This window comes from Streptomyces sp. NPDC088730 (genome assembly GCF_044751215.1).
GTDB lineage: Bacteria > Actinomycetota > Actinomycetes > Streptomycetales > Streptomycetaceae > Streptomyces.
Genome location: NZ_JBIVLK010000017.1, coordinates 36,920 through 51,439, shown reverse-complemented (window position 1 = coordinate 51,439; position 14,520 = coordinate 36,920). Strand labels below are relative to the sequence as shown.

Genomic DNA, 14,520 nt, shown 5'->3' with positions numbered 1-14,520 from the left:
GATCTCCTCACACCTCGGACGGCAGGAACGCGCCGATCAGTTCGGCGAACTCCTCGGGGGCGGCGATCCGGATACCCAGGCCCTCCGCCTTGGTGCGCTTGGAGCCGGCCTTCTCGCCGGCCACCAGCAGCGTGGTGCGCTTGGAGACGCTGGAGGAGGCCTTCCCGCCCGCCCGCTCGATCAGCTCGTTCATCTCGTTGCGCGAGAGCTTCTCCAGTGCGCCCGTCATGGAGCCGGTGACCACGACGGTCATCCCGCCGAGCGGCAGCCCGTCCGCATCGGCGCCGTCCGCGCCCTTGCCGTCGGCGCCGTCCGCGCCCTTGCCGTCGGCGCCGTCCGCGTCGGCCTCCTCGCCGTCCGCGCCGGTCTCCTGGCCCGGCTCAGGGGGCGGGGTCGCGCCCGGCTCCGTCATGTTGACCCCGGCGGCGACCAGCTTCTCGATCAGCGGTGCCAGCTCCACCAGTTCCGCGACGACTCCCCCGGCCTTCTCCTTGCCGATGCCGTCGACACGCTGGAGCGCCTCGGCGTCGGCGGCTCTGATCCGGTCCATGTCCGCGAAGTACCGGGCGATCCGGCGCGACATGGAGCGTCCGGTGCCACGCACCCCCAGGGCGCAGAACACCCGCGAGAGCGGCTGGGCGCGCGCCGCGTCGATCGCGGCCAGCAGGTTGTCCGTACTGGTGTCGCCCATCCGCTCCAGCCCGAGCAGCTGCTCGCGCTCCAGTGCGAACAGATCCGCGAAGTCCGCGACCAGTCCGGCATCGACGAGCTGGACGACCCGGGTCGCACCGAGCCCCTCGATGTCGAGCTGGTCGCGCCCCGCCGCGTACGAGATGGAGGCGACGAGGCGGCAGTTCCGGCCGCGGACGCAGCGCCAGCGCTGCTCGCTCGTGTCGATCTCGGAGCCGCACTGCGGGCAGGCCCCGGGGAACTCGACCGGCTGCTCGTCGCCGGTCCGCAGATGGGCGACGGGGGCCTCGATCCGGGGAATGATGTCGCCCGCCTTGTAGACCATCACATGGTCACCCAGGCGCAGATCGCGGCGGGTGATGTCCGCCGGGTTGTGCAGGGTGGCGTAGCTGACGGTCGATCCGTCGATCTCGACCGGCTCCAGCACCGCACGCGGCGCGATGATGCCGGTCCGGCCCACGTTCCACTCGACGCCGAGGAGCCGGGTGACCTTCTCGACGGCCGGCAGCTTGTACGCGATCGCCCAGCGCGGTGCGCGGGTGCCGGAGCCTGCGTCGCGCTGGTCCGCCGCGAGGTCGGCCTTGATCACGATGCCGTCGATCCCGAAGGGCAACGCGGCGCGCAGCGCGGCGATCTCCTCGACCCGCAGCTGGACGTCCTCGACGGTGGTGACGGTGCGCGGCGCCACGTCGGTATCCGCCGCGGTGTGCACGCCGAGCCGCGCGGCATATTCCAGCACCTCGCTGTGGGGCAGCTCGGCCAGGGTGGCGGTCAGCTCGCCGGATTCGGGGAGCGGCAGGGCGCCGTACGCGAAGAACGTCATCTCCACGGTGTAGGGGCGGTCCTTGGCGCGCAGGGTGCCCGCCGCGCCGTTGCGCGCGTTGGCGAAGGGGGCGCCGCCGTGTTCGGTACGGATCGCGTTGGCCTGTTCGAACTGCTCGTCCGTCATCAGGATCTCGCCGCGCATCTCGATCGTGACCGGCTCGGTGAGCCGCGCGGGAAGACCGGCGACGGTGCCGATCGCGTGCGAGACGTCCTCACCGGCCGTGCCGTCGCCACGGGTGATGAGCCGCTCAAGCCGGCCCTCGCGGTACCGGGCGGCGACCGCCAGCCCGTCGAGCTTGGGCTCGACGCTCCAGGCGGTGACCGGCCTGCCTATCCGGCGCTCCAGCGACGCGGTCCAGGTGACGAACTGCTCGGCCGAGAAGACGTTGTCCAGGGAGAGCATCGGGACGGTGTGCGGCACATCCCCGACGGCCGCGCCGCCCGCCACCTTGCCGGTGGGCGAATCGGCCAGCACCTCCTGTGGATGGGCCTGCTCGTAGGCGGCGATCCCGCGCGCCAGCCGGTCGTAAGCATCGTCGTCGAGCGTGCTCTCGCCCGTGGCGTAGTACGCGGCGGCGGCCTGCGACGCCTCTTCGACCGCGACGGCGTATGCGGCGGTGTCGGCGAGCACAACAGCTGAGTTCGTCATGCCCTCCATACTGCCGCCCACCACTGACAACGCCCCGGCGACGGAGTCCCTGCGAGGCCTCCGCGTCTCCCTCGGCCCGGCGCGTGCCGACTTCCGCCGAAGCCGAATCCCTGACGACATTGAGAGAGCGCTCTCCCATCTAATGGATCACCAACAAGCTGCAAACGGCAGCTAGTTGCGGCGTCGTTCATTCTATTGACATGTCCAGGACGTCATTTTACGTTCCCTTGAGAGAGCGCTCTCTCGCACCACCAAGGAACCCCCACTTCCTCCGAACAGGAGTGCCGTGCTCTTCTTCCGTCACAGATTCGCCCGCCCCCGGCCCACCGGCGAACACGGCCACCGCGCGGCCCTGCCGCGCCGGCGGTACCGCCTCGCGGGACTCGTCGCCGCAGCCCTCGCCGTCTCCTTCCTCCAGTCCGCCACCGGCAACGCGTCCACCGGTCCGGACACGAACGCCGCCCCGGCCGCCAAGGCCGCGGACGTCGTCCGGGTGGCCGAGTTCCTCGCTGAATGCCCCTACACCCACCGGGCGCCCGACGACCCGATCGTCTTCCCGGGGCTGCCCGGCGCCTCGCACATGCACAGCTTCTTCGGCAACGACTCGACGAACGGCAACTCCGACCTCGCCTCGCTGGAGAAGGCCAGGAGCAGCTGCTCACCCGACACGGACCTGTCGTCGTACTGGGTTCCGACCCTCTACGACGGCAACAAGGAGGTCGAACCCACCGGCACCACGTTCTACTACCTGGGCGAAGGCGTCCGGGACGATGTCATCCGGCGGATCAGGCCCTTCCCGCGCGGGCTGCGCATCGTCGCGGGGAACGCGAAGGCGACCGGTCCCGACGACAACACGATCTCGCGCTGGTCGTGCCTCCACCACGGGGAGGTCAACCCCTCGCACGACTTCGTGAACTGCCCGGCGGACGCGATGCTGGAGTCGTACCTGGACTTCCCGCAGTGCTGGAACGGCAAGGACCTCGACTCCGCCGACCACAAGAGCCACATGGCGTATCCGGTCAACGGCGAATGCCCCTCGACCCACCCCGTTCCGGTACCCAAGCTGCGCCAGGTGCTGCGCTACCCGGTCAACGGCGACCCGGCCCGGTTCCGGCTGGCGTCCGGTCCCGGCTACACGATGCACGGTGACTTCTTCAACGTGTGGCCCGAGGCCGAGATGGCCCAGCGCGTCCGCGACTGCATCAACGCCATCGTGAAGTGCGGTGCGGACGGCACCCCCTGACCCGTCGTCACCCCATGACCCGCCGGCCGCCGGCCACGGGCTGAACCGCCGCCGTCCGTCCGATGCCCGTCCGGGGCCCCGCGCCCCGGGCGGGCCCTTCCCCCCGAGGACCTCGCCATGAAGGCGGCCCGCCACACCGCAGCGCTGTCCCTGCTCCCGCTCCTCCTCCTGGCCGGATGCGCGGCCCCGGCCGGCGCGAAGCACCCGGCCGCACCGGCCCCCTCGGTCTCCGCCGCACCGTCCGCCACCGCCTCCGCCGCCACCGGGGGCAGGACCCCGGCCGATCCGACGGACGCCGCCTGGGCCCAGCTGATGACCCCGATGAACGAGCAGGCCGTGGCCCTGCTCTCGCTCGCCGGGCAGCGCGCCGCCGATCCGCGGGTGCGGGGCTGGGCGGCCGGGCTCCGTACCGCGCAGAACGGCGAACTCGCCCGGCTGCGCCCGCTGCTGGCCCGGATGGGACTGCCCGACACCAATGTGCACGAGGGGCACGACATGCCGGGGATGGTGACGGAGCACGATCTGGAACAGGCCCGAGCCGTCGAGGGCCGGGCGTTCGACCGCCTCGTCACGGCGCTGATCGGCGACCACCTGCGCCAGTCCGCCCGGGTGTCGCGCTCCGAGACGGAGTCCGGGACCAGGCCCGATGCCAAGCGGCTGGCCGTCGCCCTGGTCTCTGCGCGCAAGGCCGAACTCGCCGAGCTCGATCGGCTTCCGGTCCCGTCCGGGGGCGCCGGCTGACGTCCCGCCCCGAGCCACCGCAGGGCTCCGTACCCGTTTCCGGACCGGCCGTACCGCCCGGTATAAAGAGCTGCATGACTGCCGACGCACCGCCGCCCGCGCGCCCCGCCACCCTGGAGGACGTGGCCGCTGTGGCGGGAGTGTCACGGGCCACCGTCTCCCGGGTGATCAACGGTGCGACGACCGTGGACCCGGCGCTGCGCCGGATGGTCGAAGAGGCCGTGGGCGCCACCGGATACGTGCCCAACCGTGCCGCCCGCTCGCTGGTGACCCGGCGCACGGACTCGGTCGCGCTCGTCGTCTCGGAACGCGAACGACGCCCGGTCTCCGAGCCCTTCATAGGCCGGATGTTCTCCGATCCCTACTTCGGGCGGGTGGTCAGCGGGCTGCTCGAAGTCCTGCGCCCGGCCGGTATCCAGCTGGTGCTGATGCTGGCCGACGACCGGTCCTCCCGCGACCAGTTGCTGTCCTACCTGCGCCACGGCCACGTCGACGGGGTGGTTCTCATCTCCTCGCACGCGGACGACCCGCTGCCGGGGCTGCTGCACGACACCCGGCTGCCCGCCGTGCTCGCGGGAGAGCCGCGCCGGCCGACCCCGCTCACCTATGTCGAGGCCGACCAGCGGGCGGGGGCGCAGCTGGCCGCCGAGCACCTGGTCTCGCTGGGCCGCCGCCGGATCGGCACGGTGTCGGGCCCGCAGGACATGCCGGCCGGTCAGGCCCGGCTGACGGGTTTCCTGGACGCGCTCTCGGCGCACGGCATCCGGGACGTGACGGCCGTGGAGGGCGATTTCACGCATACGGGCGGCGCCGCCGCGATGAAGCGGCTGCTCCACGACCGGGCGGACCTGGACGCGGTGTTCATCGCGTCGGACCTGATGGCGCTGGGCGCGCTTCCGGTGCTGCTGCGGGCCGGCAAGGAGATCCCCGATGACATCGCCCTCGTCGGGTTCGACGACAGCAGTGCGGCCACGGCCTGCGATCCGCCGCTCACGACGGTCCGGCAGCCGGTGGAGGAGATGTCCGCCGAGATGGCCCGGCTGCTCCTGAAGCAGATCGGCAGCCCCGGTGAGCCGGTGCCGTCGGCGATCTTCCATCCGACCCTGGTGCGGCGGCGCTCCGCCTGACGGCGTGGGCGGTCAGCTCCGCGCGCCGGTGCCCGCGTCGGCGTCTGCGGCCCGGTCCCGCCCCACGGGCACCTGTGGCCCGGAGACCTCGTTCAGCCAGTGCCGCAGGACCCGGTGCACGGTCTCCGCGCCGACCAGCTCGGCGGGCCGCTCCCGGCCCTCCTCGGCCGCCGCGTCCAGCGGGTCCGTCATCCCGCGCGGCCAGAGCAGGAAGGGCCGGGACTGCTCGCCTCCCAGGCCCCCGTGCGAGCCGATCTGCTCCTCGAAGGCGTGCACGGTGCCCGTTTCCGGGTCGCACATCGAGTTGACCATCACGTCCGCGACGTGCGGGAAGGTGTCGGTGCGCCGGACCGCGGCCGCCGCTCCCGGCCCGAAGGGGGCCAGCGGCCCCTCCCCGTCCCGAAGCTCCGCCACCGGTATCCGGGTGCCGCCGCGCGCCAGCACCACGGAGCCGTGGGCCTCGCTGCGCACCAGCAGGAAGCCGATGCCCGGGTGGTTGGCGAGCGTGCTGAGCAGCGCGGGGTGGCGGCGGTCGAGCTGCTCCAGGGAGGCGCGGCCGGCCAGGTCGGGGAAGGAGATCAGGCCGAGGTTGCCGGAGGCGAGGACGACCGGGTCCGAGGGGTGGGTCAGGTTGTCCTGCCGGTCCCCGTCGACCGGCCGGTGCAGCGCGATCCGGACCGCGTCACGGGCCTCGGAACCGCTCCGGGTGCGCTGCGCCCGGCGGGGCACCGGCAGTCCGCTGCCCGCCCGCACCAGGTCCTTCAGCGTCAGCCCGTACACCCCCGCGAAGGTCTCCCCCGGGCTCTGGCCGTGGTCGGACAGGAGCACGATCCGGTAGGTGCGCGGGGTGTGTTCCGTGACCTTGACGATCAGTGCGAGCGAGCGGTCCAGCCGGGCGAGGACCTTCTCCGCGTCCCGGCTGCGCGGCCCGGAGTGGTGGGCCACCTCGTCGTACGCGACCAGGTCGGCGTAGACCGCGGTCCGTCCGGCGAACATGTCGCCCATGACGGCGGCGACCACCACATCGCGTTCGACGACGGTGGCGAAGGCCCGGATGAAGGGGTAGAGCCCGCCGCGCTTGATCCGGGGGGTCTCCTTGCGGAGGCGGGCCCGGGTCGACTGGCCGATCTCCCGGCCGACCTCGGCGACGAACGAGAGCGCGGTACGGACGGCGTTGGCGGGGTCCGCGAAGTAGGCGAAGTACCCGGCCCGTGAGCGGCGGCCCTTGCCGCGTCTGGCTGCCATCGACAGGACGAGCGCGAGCTGGTCGGCGCCGCCGCTGAAGAGGTTGCCCCGGCCGGCCCCGTCGAGGGTGAGCAGTCCGCCGTCGCGGGTGCGGAGCACGGCCCTGCGCTGCATTTCGAGGGCGCTCGCCGGTCTGCTGGAGACCATGACGTCGCCGGTCTCCTTCTCGTACCAGCGGAAGGCCGGGACGTCGAAGTTGGTGCCGTGCAGGATGCCGAGCTGGCTGGCGCCGGTCTGGCTGGACCAGTCGGTGCGCCACGGGGTGAGCCGGTGGCCGCTCCCGTCGGCCAGCCAGTGCGCGACGGTCGGCATCAGGCCGTCGGCGGCGGCCTGCGCGAGGACGTCGTGGCCGACTCCGTCGAGCTGGATGAAGACCGTGCCGGGCGGCCCCGCGTCCGCGCCGTCAGCGCTGCCGCTGCGGCGGCGGCGCCGGTCCGCGAGGCGGGACAGCCGGCGGCGGTAGGCGTTGTCGTCGCGGACGGCGAGCGCGGTGGACGTCGCGGAGGCGACCGCGGACATCACGGCCGCGACGACGACCGCCATCTGCGGGTCGGCCGCGCCGCGCCCGTCCGGGATGAGCCGCAGCGCTATCAGCAGCAGCGAGCCGTTGAGGAAGAACACCAGCATGCCCAGGACCAGGGCGGGCACGACGAGCAGGGCCCGGACCAGTACCGGCCAGACCAGTGCGGAGAGCAGTCCGAACGCGCCCGCGCCCCATGCCGCGGTGAACGCGGTCTTGGTGACGCTGTCGCCGTCGTCCGACTGGAGCTGGAAGTCCGGCAGAATCCCGGCGAGCACAAGCATCGTGAGCGTCGAGACCGCCCACACCACAATCACTCGCATCAGGGCGCTTCCGGCTGTCCGCCATCGCCCGTCACCCACGCCGCTGCCACCTCACGTCCGGGCCCCGCTCTTCCGGGCCCCGGTCCAGCTTTTCACAGCGGGACGGCCCGCTGGACCGGCGATCTCCGGCCGGGCGGCTCAGGAGCCGTCGTACCCGGCGGTCGGCATCGAAAGCCTGCGGTGCACGCCGGCTTTGGTCCGGGAGCTGTAGAGCGGCTCGTCGAGACCGGCGATCTCCAGGCGGACGCCGCGCCGCTCGCACTCCTCGGTGAACCGCGGGACCGAGGCGACGGCCCGCGCGAGCACCCGGTCGTTGGGGGCGACGAAGAGTTCCACCTCGCCGTCCTCGACGTCGGCCCAGAGTGCCCGGTGGTCGGGGCGCATTCCGTACAGGCGAAGCTGCCGGGTGACGACGTAGCCCTTGTCGGCCGCCCAGCGGGCGCACATGTCGTGCTGGCTGCGGGTGTCCACGAGGAACGGGTCGCTGTCGAGCTCCTCCAGCGGCGTGAGACTGGCGATGGCCGCCACCCGTACGTCCCCCATGGCCGTTCCCCCCGTGCTAGGCGTCCTGCGACCCTACGCCCCGGGTTCCCGTACAAGAAGGCGCGTGGCGGGAGGGGCCGGGGGCGCACGGGAGCGGGCGGCCGCCGCAGCCGTCCGGCGGGGGGCATGGATGGAGCACGGCGACGGGCCGTAGGCTCAGGAGCGGCCCGACAGCGGGGCCCGGGGAACAGGAGGCGGCGCGTGCCGGTGGAAGTCACCTGGTGGGGTCATGCCACCTGCACGATCGAGGACTCCGGGGTGCGGGTCCTGACCGACCCCCTCTTCGTACGGCGCATCGCGCATCTGCGCCGCCGGCGCGGGGAGCTGCCCGGTCCGGCGGCCGCCGTCGCCGATGTCGTCCTCATCTCGCACCTGCACTCCGACCATCTGCATCTGCCGTCGCTGGCCCGCATCGCACCGGGCGGCCGGCTGATCGTGCCGATGGGCGCGGTCCGGGCCGTTCCGGGGCTGCGGCTGCTGCGCAGGATGCGCGGGCTGCGGATCACCGAGGTCGTACCCGGCGACGAGGTGCGGGTCGGCGCGGTGCTGATCCGCGCGGTCCCGGCCCTGCACGACGGGCGGCGGCTGCCGGTGGGCCCGCACCGCTCCCCCGCGCTGGGTTACGTCGTCCAGGGTGCGGCGCGCACCTACTTCGCCGGGGACACCGGTCTGTTCGACGACATGGCAGAGGAGGTCGGGCCGGTGGATGTGGCGCTGCTGCCGGTCGGCGGCTGGGGGCCCTATCTGGGCCACAGCCATCTCGACGCGGGGCGGGCCGCCCAGGCGCTGGCCCGGCTGTCCCCGCGCTCGGCGGTGCCGGTGCACTACGGCACGTACTGGCCCATCGGGATGGACGGGATCCGGCCGCACGAGTTCCATTCGCCGGGCGACGAGTTCGTCCGGCAGGCGGCGCTGCTGGCACCGGGGGTGGCGGTGCACCGGCTGGAGCACGGCGAGCATGTCCGGCCGGAGGCCGAGGGGTGATCCACGAGGTCGTGAGCCGGCTCCCTGCGGAGTCGACGCAGCAGGCGGTCGGCTATCCGTCGCTGTTCCTGCTGGTGGCGCTGGGCGCGCTGGTGCCGGTGGTGCCGACGGGCGCCCTGGTCAGCTCGGCGGCGGTGGTGGCGTTCCACCAGTCGTCGCCGTTCGCGCCGCTGTACGTCTTCGCGGCGGCGTCGGGCGCCGCGTTCCTCGGGGACATCTGCCTGTACTGGCTGGGTCAGCGCGGGGTGCGCTCGAAGAACGGTTCCAAGTGGCTGCGGGTGATCAGCGAGCGGGCCGCTCCGGAGCGGCTGGCGCAGGCGCGGCAGAAGCTCGACGAGCACGGCGCGATGGTGCTGGTGCTGTCCCGGCTGGTGCCGGCCGGGCGGATACCGGTGATGCTGGCGTGCCTGCTGGGCCGGATGCCGATGCGGCGGTTCGCCCACGGGGATGTGCCGGCCTGTCTGGCCTGGGCCGCCACGTACCAGCTGATCGGCATTCTGGGCGGCTCGCTGTTCCCCGAGCCGTGGCAGGGGGTGGTGGCCGCGGTGGGTCTGACGCTGCTGATCAGCGGGGCGCCCGCGCTGTGGCGGCGGCTGCGGATGCGGTTCGGCCGCTGACGGCCGGGGTGGCCCGGCGGATCGGCCGCGCGTCAGCGGAGTTCGTCGAAGGCGGAGCGGAGGACACCGAGGGCTGCCGCTACGTGCGGCAGTTCCAGGGGCCGCGGCGCGGCCAGTGACTCCAGCTGCTGCTGCGGGGTCGGCCCGAGCAGCGTCCCGGTGCCCAGCCGCACCCGCAGGGCCCCCAGCTCGTCGCCGAACCGGTGGCCGCCGGGGACCGGCGCGCCGAGCCGCTGCGTCAGGTACTCCTCCAGCTCCAGCGAGTCCGTGACGCCCCGGGCGGCGAGCCGGGACCTGAGCGGGCCGAGGTCCGCGTAGAGGTGACGGCCGGCCTGCGGGGGCCGGGCCAGCGCGCCGGAGGCGAGGACCGCCCGGTGGGCGGCTGCGGCGACCTGCGCCTGCACGGCCGCCGCCCGGCGGACCCGCTCCGTGACGGCGTCGGGTTCGCGCAGCGCGTACGCGGCGGCGGCCGCGACCGGGCCGGCGACGAAGGCACCGAGCGCGGTGAGGATGTCGAGCGTCCGGGCGTGGCGGACCGCCGCCCGGCCGGTGTCCGGGAACCGGGCGACCGCGACCGGCCAGGCGGACGGGGTCAGCGCACCGGTCAGGTCGGAGATCACCGTCACGTCGTCGGGGCACATCTCGGCCGGGCTGAGCAGCACCGTGTCGCGCGGCCGGTGCAGGGTGTCGCGCCAGGTCTCGTCGCTGACGATGTGCAGCCCCTCCGCGACGGCGGCCTCGCAGGCCTCGCGGACGAGTTCCGGCGGCGCGACGGTGGCGGTGGGGTCGTCGACGACGGAGATCAGCAGCAGCCGGGGCCTGCCTCCCTCGGCCCGGACCCTGCGCACGGTCTCCAGCAGCGCGTACGGGTCGGGCACGCCGCCGCACTCGGCGGGGGTCGGCACGTGGTAGGCGGGCCGGCCCAGCAGCCGGGCCTGCGGGATCCAGGCGGCGGGGCAGGGGCGCGGCATCAGCACGTCGCCGCCGTGTGCGGCGATCAGGGCCAGCAGCAGCGCAGAGGTGCCCGGCGCTGCCGCGACGTGCTCGGGGCCGCCGCGCAGCCCGCGCCGGTCCCAGTAGGCGCAGGCCGCCTCCCGCAGGGCCGCGGAACCCCCGGCCGGCTCGGGCACGCCGCTGCCGGCCGCCGCCGCCAGCACCTCGGCCAGTTCGGGCAGGACCGGCAGTCCGGGGCCGGGCGCGGGCGGTCCGTAGCGCACGGGGCCCCGGTCCTCCCGGATTCCCGGTGTGCCGCGCCCGGTCCGCTCCCGGCCCATCCGGACCTCCTTCGCCGCCGCTCGGTCAGCCGCCCGTCGACCGGGCCGTGTGAGCCCCTTTATACGAGGGAATGGCGCGGGCCGCCCGGCGGGCCGGGAACCGTCACCGCCGTGCGGGCGTGGACACGGCCGGCCCGATGCCGGACCGGCGGGCCCGGCACGCCGCACCGCTTCCCGAGGACGGGCGCCGCCGGGTCAGCCCGCGAAGGGCGTGGCGGGGAGGCCCTGGCCCGCGTCCGGCAGGACCAGCAGCGAACCGTCGAGCGGATGCGGGGCGGCGAGGCCTTCCCGGGCCGTGGAGATGTACAGGTCGCGCAGGTCCGGGCCGCCGAAGGCACAGGAGGTCGGCCGTCGCACCGGCAGTTCGACGACGCGTTCCAGCACACCGTCCGCCGTGTAGCGGCGCAGCGCGGCCCCGTCCCACAGGGCGACCCAGACGGCTCCCCGCGCGTCCACCGTCAGCCCGTCGGGGAAGCCGGCCCCTTCCTCCACGGTGGCGAACGGGCGGCGGTTGAGGACCTGTTCACCGTCCACGTCGAAGACGTCGATCCGGCGGGTCGCCGTGTCGATGTAGTACATCAGCCGCCCGTCGGGGCTCCATCCGGTGCCGTTGCTGCAGGCCACCAGGGGCAGCACCCGGGTGGCCGTGCCGTCTGGCGCGACGCGGGTGAGGCTCCCGCCCACCTCCGTGCCGTCGTAGCGCATGGTGCCCGCCCACAGCGCGCCGTCCGGGGCCACCGCCGCGTCGTTGCCGCGCCGTCCCGGTTCGGCGTCGTGGACGAGCCAGCGGAAGGCGCCGTCGGCGTCGTACAGGCCTATGCCGTCGCGCAGGTTGACGACCAGGCCGCCGCCCGCGCGTGGTCTGGCCGCTCCGACGTGCTGTTCGGTGGCCATGACCGTACGGCGGCCGGTGGCCGGTTCATAGGTGTGGATCCGGGCGGCGAGGATGTCGACCCAGATCAGCCGTCCGGTGGCCGTGTCCCAGTTCGGGCCCTCGCCGAGGGCGGCGTGCGCGCGGACGGCGGCTTCGGGGCGCAGGCGGTTCATCCCCGCCCCCCGTGGTGTCCGAGCCGGCCGGAGAGCGCCTCAGCGCCTTCGGCGGCGAGGGAGGCCAGCTCCTGTTCGCGCCCGTCGCTCCAGCGGATCATCGGGACGGAGATGGAGAGCGCCGCGACGACCCGCCCGGTCCGGTCCCGTACGGGCGCGGCCACACAGCTCACATCGGGGTCGGACTCGCGGTGCTCCACCGCGATGCCCCGCTCCCGGACGGCGTCGAGCGCGGTACGCAGCTCCGCCTCCTCGGTGATGCTGTCGGGGGTCATGCCGGTGAGTTCGAGGCCGTCGAGGCGGGCGTCGAGCTCCCGGCCGGGCAGGGCCGCGAGCAGGATCTTGCCGACGGACGTGCAGTGGGCGGGCAGCTTTCGGCCGGCCGCCGAGACCATCCGGACCGCGTGGGTGGAGTCCGCCTTGGCGATGTAGATGACGTCGGTCTCCTCCAGGACCGCCACGTGGACGGTCTCCCCGCACGTCCCGGCCACCTGCTGGGCCACCTGCCGGCCCTCGGCGGCGAGGTCGAGCTGCTCGGCGTACCGGCTGCCGAGCTGGTAGGTGCGGACGCCCAGGCGGTAGCGGCCGGGCTGGTCCGGGTCCGTGACCAGGTAGGAGCGGGCGGCCAGCGTGGTGAGCAGCTCATGGACGGTGGTGCGGGGCAGCTGGAGCTTGCGGGTGACCTCGGGAGCGGAGAGCGTACCGTCGCCGTCGAGGAACAGTTCGAGCACGTCCAGTGCCCTGGTCACCGCCGGGACAAGTCGCCCCATGGTCGTGCACCACCCTCTCGCGTTCGGGATTCCGGCCGGTGACCGGTATCACGAACGCAGGCTAAATGCGTCGCACTTGTCCGGGCAATGACGCAGTGACATCCGCCACCGGACGTTGCGGATTTTCGCGGCATTTCTTCGCTTATGTCCGTGAATGGGAGGCGGCCGGAACCGTCCGGCGAGCAGCTGGGACCCCGCCGTCCGGGCGCGCCACTTGATTCGGCGCGGCCGGGCAGGGTATTCGCTGTCCCATGTCGTCACCGAGCAACCCTTCACATCCGTCGGGCCCCGCCGGGCTGCGGAACCTGCTGCACCGATGCGATCTCGCCGTGTTCCAGGACCTGGCCCGACGGCACTGGCCGGCCGCCGCGCCCGTACTGCCCAGGCTCAGCCGCAGCGCCAACCACGGTCTGCTGTGGGCGGGCGCCGCGGCGGGCATGGCCGCGTTCGGCGGCAGCGCCCGTGCCCGGCGGGCCGCCTTGCGCGGGATCGCCTCGCTGGCCGTGGCCTCGGCCGCGATCAACACGGTCGGCAAGGGGGCGGTCCGCAGGGAGCGGCCGATACTGGACACCGTTCCGGTGATACGACGGCTGAAGCGTCAGCCGTTCACCACCTCGTTCCCGTCCGGGCACGCCGCGTCCGCCGCCGCCTTCGCCACCGGGGTGGCCCTGGAGTCGAAGGGCTGGGGAGCGGTCGTCGCGCCGGTCGCGCTGTCCGTGGCGGCCTCCCGCGTGTACACCGGCGTCCACTATCCGAGCGATGTGCTGGCCGGTGCGGCGCTCGGCGTAGGAGCGGCGTTCGCCCTGCGCGGCGTCGTACCGACCCGGGGACAGCTGCCCGCACCGGGCAGGCCGCCCGCCCACGCGCCCGCGCTGCCCGACGGCCAGAACCTGGTCGTCGTGGTGAACGAGGCGTCGGGAACGGCCAAGGCCACGGCCGCGCTGGTCCGGGACGCGCTGCCGAACGCCGAGGTGGTCGAGTGTCCCCCCGAGGAGGTCTCCGCCGAGCTGGAGAAGGCGGCGGACCGGGGCCTGGCACTGGGTGTCTGCGGCGGCGACGGCACGGTCAACCGGGCCGCGGCGGTGGCTTCCGTACACGGCCTGCCGCTCGCGGTGTTCCCCGGCGGGACGCTGAACCACTTCGCGTACGACCTGGGCATCGAGACCGTGGCCGACGCCTGTGCCGCGATCGCCGCGGGCGACGCGGTCCGGGTGGACCTGGGCCGCTTCCGGCCGGGTCCCGACGGGCCCGGCGGCGCCCACGGCTACTTCCTCAACGCCTTCAGCATGGGCGTCTATCCCGAGCTGGTGCGGACCCGTGAGCACTGGTCCCCCCGGATCGGCGGCTGGCCGGCCGGCGTGCTCGCCGCGTTCCAGGTGCTGCGCGGCCGGCGTCCGCTGGAGGCCGAACTCCAGGGGCGGCGGCGCCCGTTGTGGCTGCTGTTCGTCGGCAACGGCCTGTTCCAGCGCGTGGGCCCGGCACCCGGCCGACGGCACAACCTCGCGGACGGGCTGCTGGACGTACGGGTGGTGCACGGCGGGTGGACCCCCGGCCTCCGGCTGCTCGCGGCGGCCGTCGCGGGTCCGCTGACCCGCTCCCCCATGCATGCCGCCGTCCGCCGCCACCGGGTCCGGATCGCCGGGCTGCAGCCGGGAACCCCGTACGCGTACGACGGCGAAGTGGCGCACAGCGGACGCGAGCTGATGATCGACAAGCTGCCCGAGGTGCTGACGGTGTACTGCCCGATGCAGGTGTGACCCGTCTGCGGATGTGAGACCGGCCCGGAGACGGGCGAAGGAGGGGCGGCCGACGCCGAGTCGGCCGCCCCTCCGCGCGTTCGGGCCCCGGATCCAGGCTGTCTCACATAGCGATATAGCCATCTCATTATTCGGCGCGCGGGCGTACCGTGGCCGTACCGATCA

The 14,520-nt window shown here is 73.9% G+C and carries 12 protein-coding genes; 6 read left to right on the top strand and 6 right to left on the bottom strand.

Annotated features, from left to right (window positions below; translation table 11 throughout):
* Nucleotides 1–7 precede the first annotated feature (7 nt).
* Entirely contained in the window at nt 8–2,173 is a 2,166-nt protein-coding gene (gene ligA / locus ACIP89_RS33030) for an NAD-dependent DNA ligase LigA (RefSeq protein WP_402118052.1), read from the bottom strand.
* Between the two features lie 277 nt (nt 2,174–2,450).
* Here ligA and ACIP89_RS33025 point away from each other — a divergent pair, with 277 nt between their 5' ends.
* The 3 genes from ACIP89_RS33025 (at nt 2,451) to ACIP89_RS33015 (ending at nt 5,275) form a co-directional block, all read left to right on the top strand.
* A complete protein-coding gene (locus tag ACIP89_RS33025) occupies nt 2,451–3,407 on the top strand; it encodes a DUF1996 domain-containing protein (RefSeq protein WP_402118050.1) in 957 nt (318 codons plus the stop codon).
* A 117-nt stretch (nt 3,408–3,524) separates the two neighbouring features.
* On the top strand, nt 3,525–4,148 hold the full coding sequence (locus ACIP89_RS33020) for a DUF305 domain-containing protein (protein ID WP_402118048.1): 624 nt from the start codon (nt 3,525–3,527) through the stop codon (nt 4,146–4,148).
* 74 nt (nt 4,149–4,222) lie between these two features.
* Nucleotides 4,223–5,275 (top strand): LacI family DNA-binding transcriptional regulator, encoded by a 1,053-nt coding sequence (locus ACIP89_RS33015; protein ID WP_401927388.1) that lies wholly within the window; start codon nt 4,223–4,225, stop codon nt 5,273–5,275.
* Between the two features lie 12 nt (nt 5,276–5,287).
* On the opposite strand, the gene ACIP89_RS33010 is transcribed toward ACIP89_RS33015, so the two are convergent.
* Both ACIP89_RS33010 and ACIP89_RS33005 read right to left on the bottom strand, forming a co-directional pair.
* Nucleotides 5,288–7,363 carry a phage holin family protein gene (locus tag ACIP89_RS33010; RefSeq protein ID WP_402118046.1) on the bottom strand — a complete coding sequence of 692 codons (2,076 nt, stop codon included), beginning with the start codon at nt 7,361–7,363 and terminating at the stop codon, nt 5,288–5,290.
* A gap of 138 nt (nt 7,364–7,501) precedes the next feature.
* On the bottom strand, nt 7,502–7,906 hold the full coding sequence (locus ACIP89_RS33005; protein ID WP_401927384.1) for a hypothetical protein: 405 nt from the start codon (nt 7,904–7,906) through the stop codon (nt 7,502–7,504).
* A 201-nt stretch (nt 7,907–8,107) separates the two neighbouring features.
* On the opposite strand from ACIP89_RS33005, the gene ACIP89_RS33000 reads away from it, so the two are divergent.
* Both ACIP89_RS33000 and ACIP89_RS32995 read left to right on the top strand, forming a co-directional pair.
* A complete protein-coding gene (locus ACIP89_RS33000) occupies nt 8,108–8,890 on the top strand; it encodes an MBL fold metallo-hydrolase (protein ID WP_401927382.1) in 783 nt (260 codons plus the stop codon).
* On the top strand, nt 8,887–9,507 hold the full coding sequence (locus tag ACIP89_RS32995; protein WP_402118045.1) for a DedA family protein: 621 nt from the start codon (nt 8,887–8,889) through the stop codon (nt 9,505–9,507). Before ACIP89_RS33000 ends, ACIP89_RS32995 begins: the two co-directional genes overlap by 4 nt.
* A 32-nt stretch (nt 9,508–9,539) precedes the next feature.
* Here ACIP89_RS32995 and ACIP89_RS32990 read toward each other — a convergent pair whose 3' ends face one another.
* The 3 genes from ACIP89_RS32990 to ACIP89_RS32980 form a co-directional block, all read right to left on the bottom strand.
* The gene (locus ACIP89_RS32990) at nt 9,540–10,781 is read right to left on the bottom strand and encodes an aminotransferase class I/II-fold pyridoxal phosphate-dependent enzyme (protein WP_402118043.1); all 1,242 of its coding nucleotides are present in this window, start codon (nt 10,779–10,781) and stop codon (nt 9,540–9,542) included.
* Nucleotides 10,782–10,976: 195 nt separating this feature from the next.
* Nucleotides 10,977–11,828 (bottom strand): SMP-30/gluconolactonase/LRE family protein, encoded by an 852-nt coding sequence (locus ACIP89_RS32985; RefSeq protein ID WP_402118042.1) that lies wholly within the window; start codon nt 11,826–11,828, stop codon nt 10,977–10,979.
* A complete protein-coding gene (locus ACIP89_RS32980; protein ID WP_402118040.1) occupies nt 11,825–12,598 on the bottom strand; it encodes an IclR family transcriptional regulator in 774 nt (257 codons plus the stop codon). The genes ACIP89_RS32985 and ACIP89_RS32980 overlap by 4 nt, the downstream gene beginning before the upstream one ends.
* 251 nt (nt 12,599–12,849) lie before the next feature.
* On the opposite strand from ACIP89_RS32980, the gene ACIP89_RS32975 reads away from it, so the two are divergent.
* On the top strand, nt 12,850–14,355 hold the full coding sequence (locus tag ACIP89_RS32975; protein ID WP_401927371.1) for a bifunctional phosphatase PAP2/diacylglycerol kinase family protein: 1,506 nt from the start codon (nt 12,850–12,852) through the stop codon (nt 14,353–14,355).
* The last annotated feature ends 165 nt before the right edge of the window (nt 14,356–14,520 follow it).

What these genes read in the sequence shown, in the direction of transcription:
- ACIP89_RS32980 (WP_402118040.1), bottom strand. Translation starts at nt 12,598, where the DNA reads ATGGGGCGACTTGTCCCGGCGGTGACCAGGGCACTGGACGTGCTCGAA.
- ACIP89_RS33015 (WP_401927388.1), top strand. Translation starts at nt 4,223, where the DNA reads ATGACTGCCGACGCACCGCCGCCCGCGCGCCCCGCCACCCTGGAGGAC.
- ACIP89_RS32985 (WP_402118042.1), bottom strand. Translation starts at nt 11,828, where the DNA reads ATGAACCGCCTGCGCCCCGAAGCCGCCGTCCGCGCGCACGCCGCCCTC.
- ACIP89_RS33005 (WP_401927384.1), bottom strand. Translation starts at nt 7,906, where the DNA reads ATGGGGGACGTACGGGTGGCGGCCATCGCCAGTCTCACGCCGCTGGAG.
- ACIP89_RS33010 (WP_402118046.1), bottom strand. Translation starts at nt 7,363, where the DNA reads ATGCGAGTGATTGTGGTGTGGGCGGTCTCGACGCTCACGATGCTTGTG.
- ACIP89_RS33020 (WP_402118048.1), top strand. Translation starts at nt 3,525, where the DNA reads ATGAAGGCGGCCCGCCACACCGCAGCGCTGTCCCTGCTCCCGCTCCTC.
- ACIP89_RS32990 (WP_402118043.1), bottom strand. Translation starts at nt 10,781, where the DNA reads ATGGGCCGGGAGCGGACCGGGCGCGGCACACCGGGAATCCGGGAGGAC.
- ligA (WP_402118052.1), bottom strand. Translation starts at nt 2,173, where the DNA reads ATGGAGGGCATGACGAACTCAGCTGTTGTGCTCGCCGACACCGCCGCA.
- ACIP89_RS32975 (WP_401927371.1), top strand. Translation starts at nt 12,850, where the DNA reads ATGTCGTCACCGAGCAACCCTTCACATCCGTCGGGCCCCGCCGGGCTG.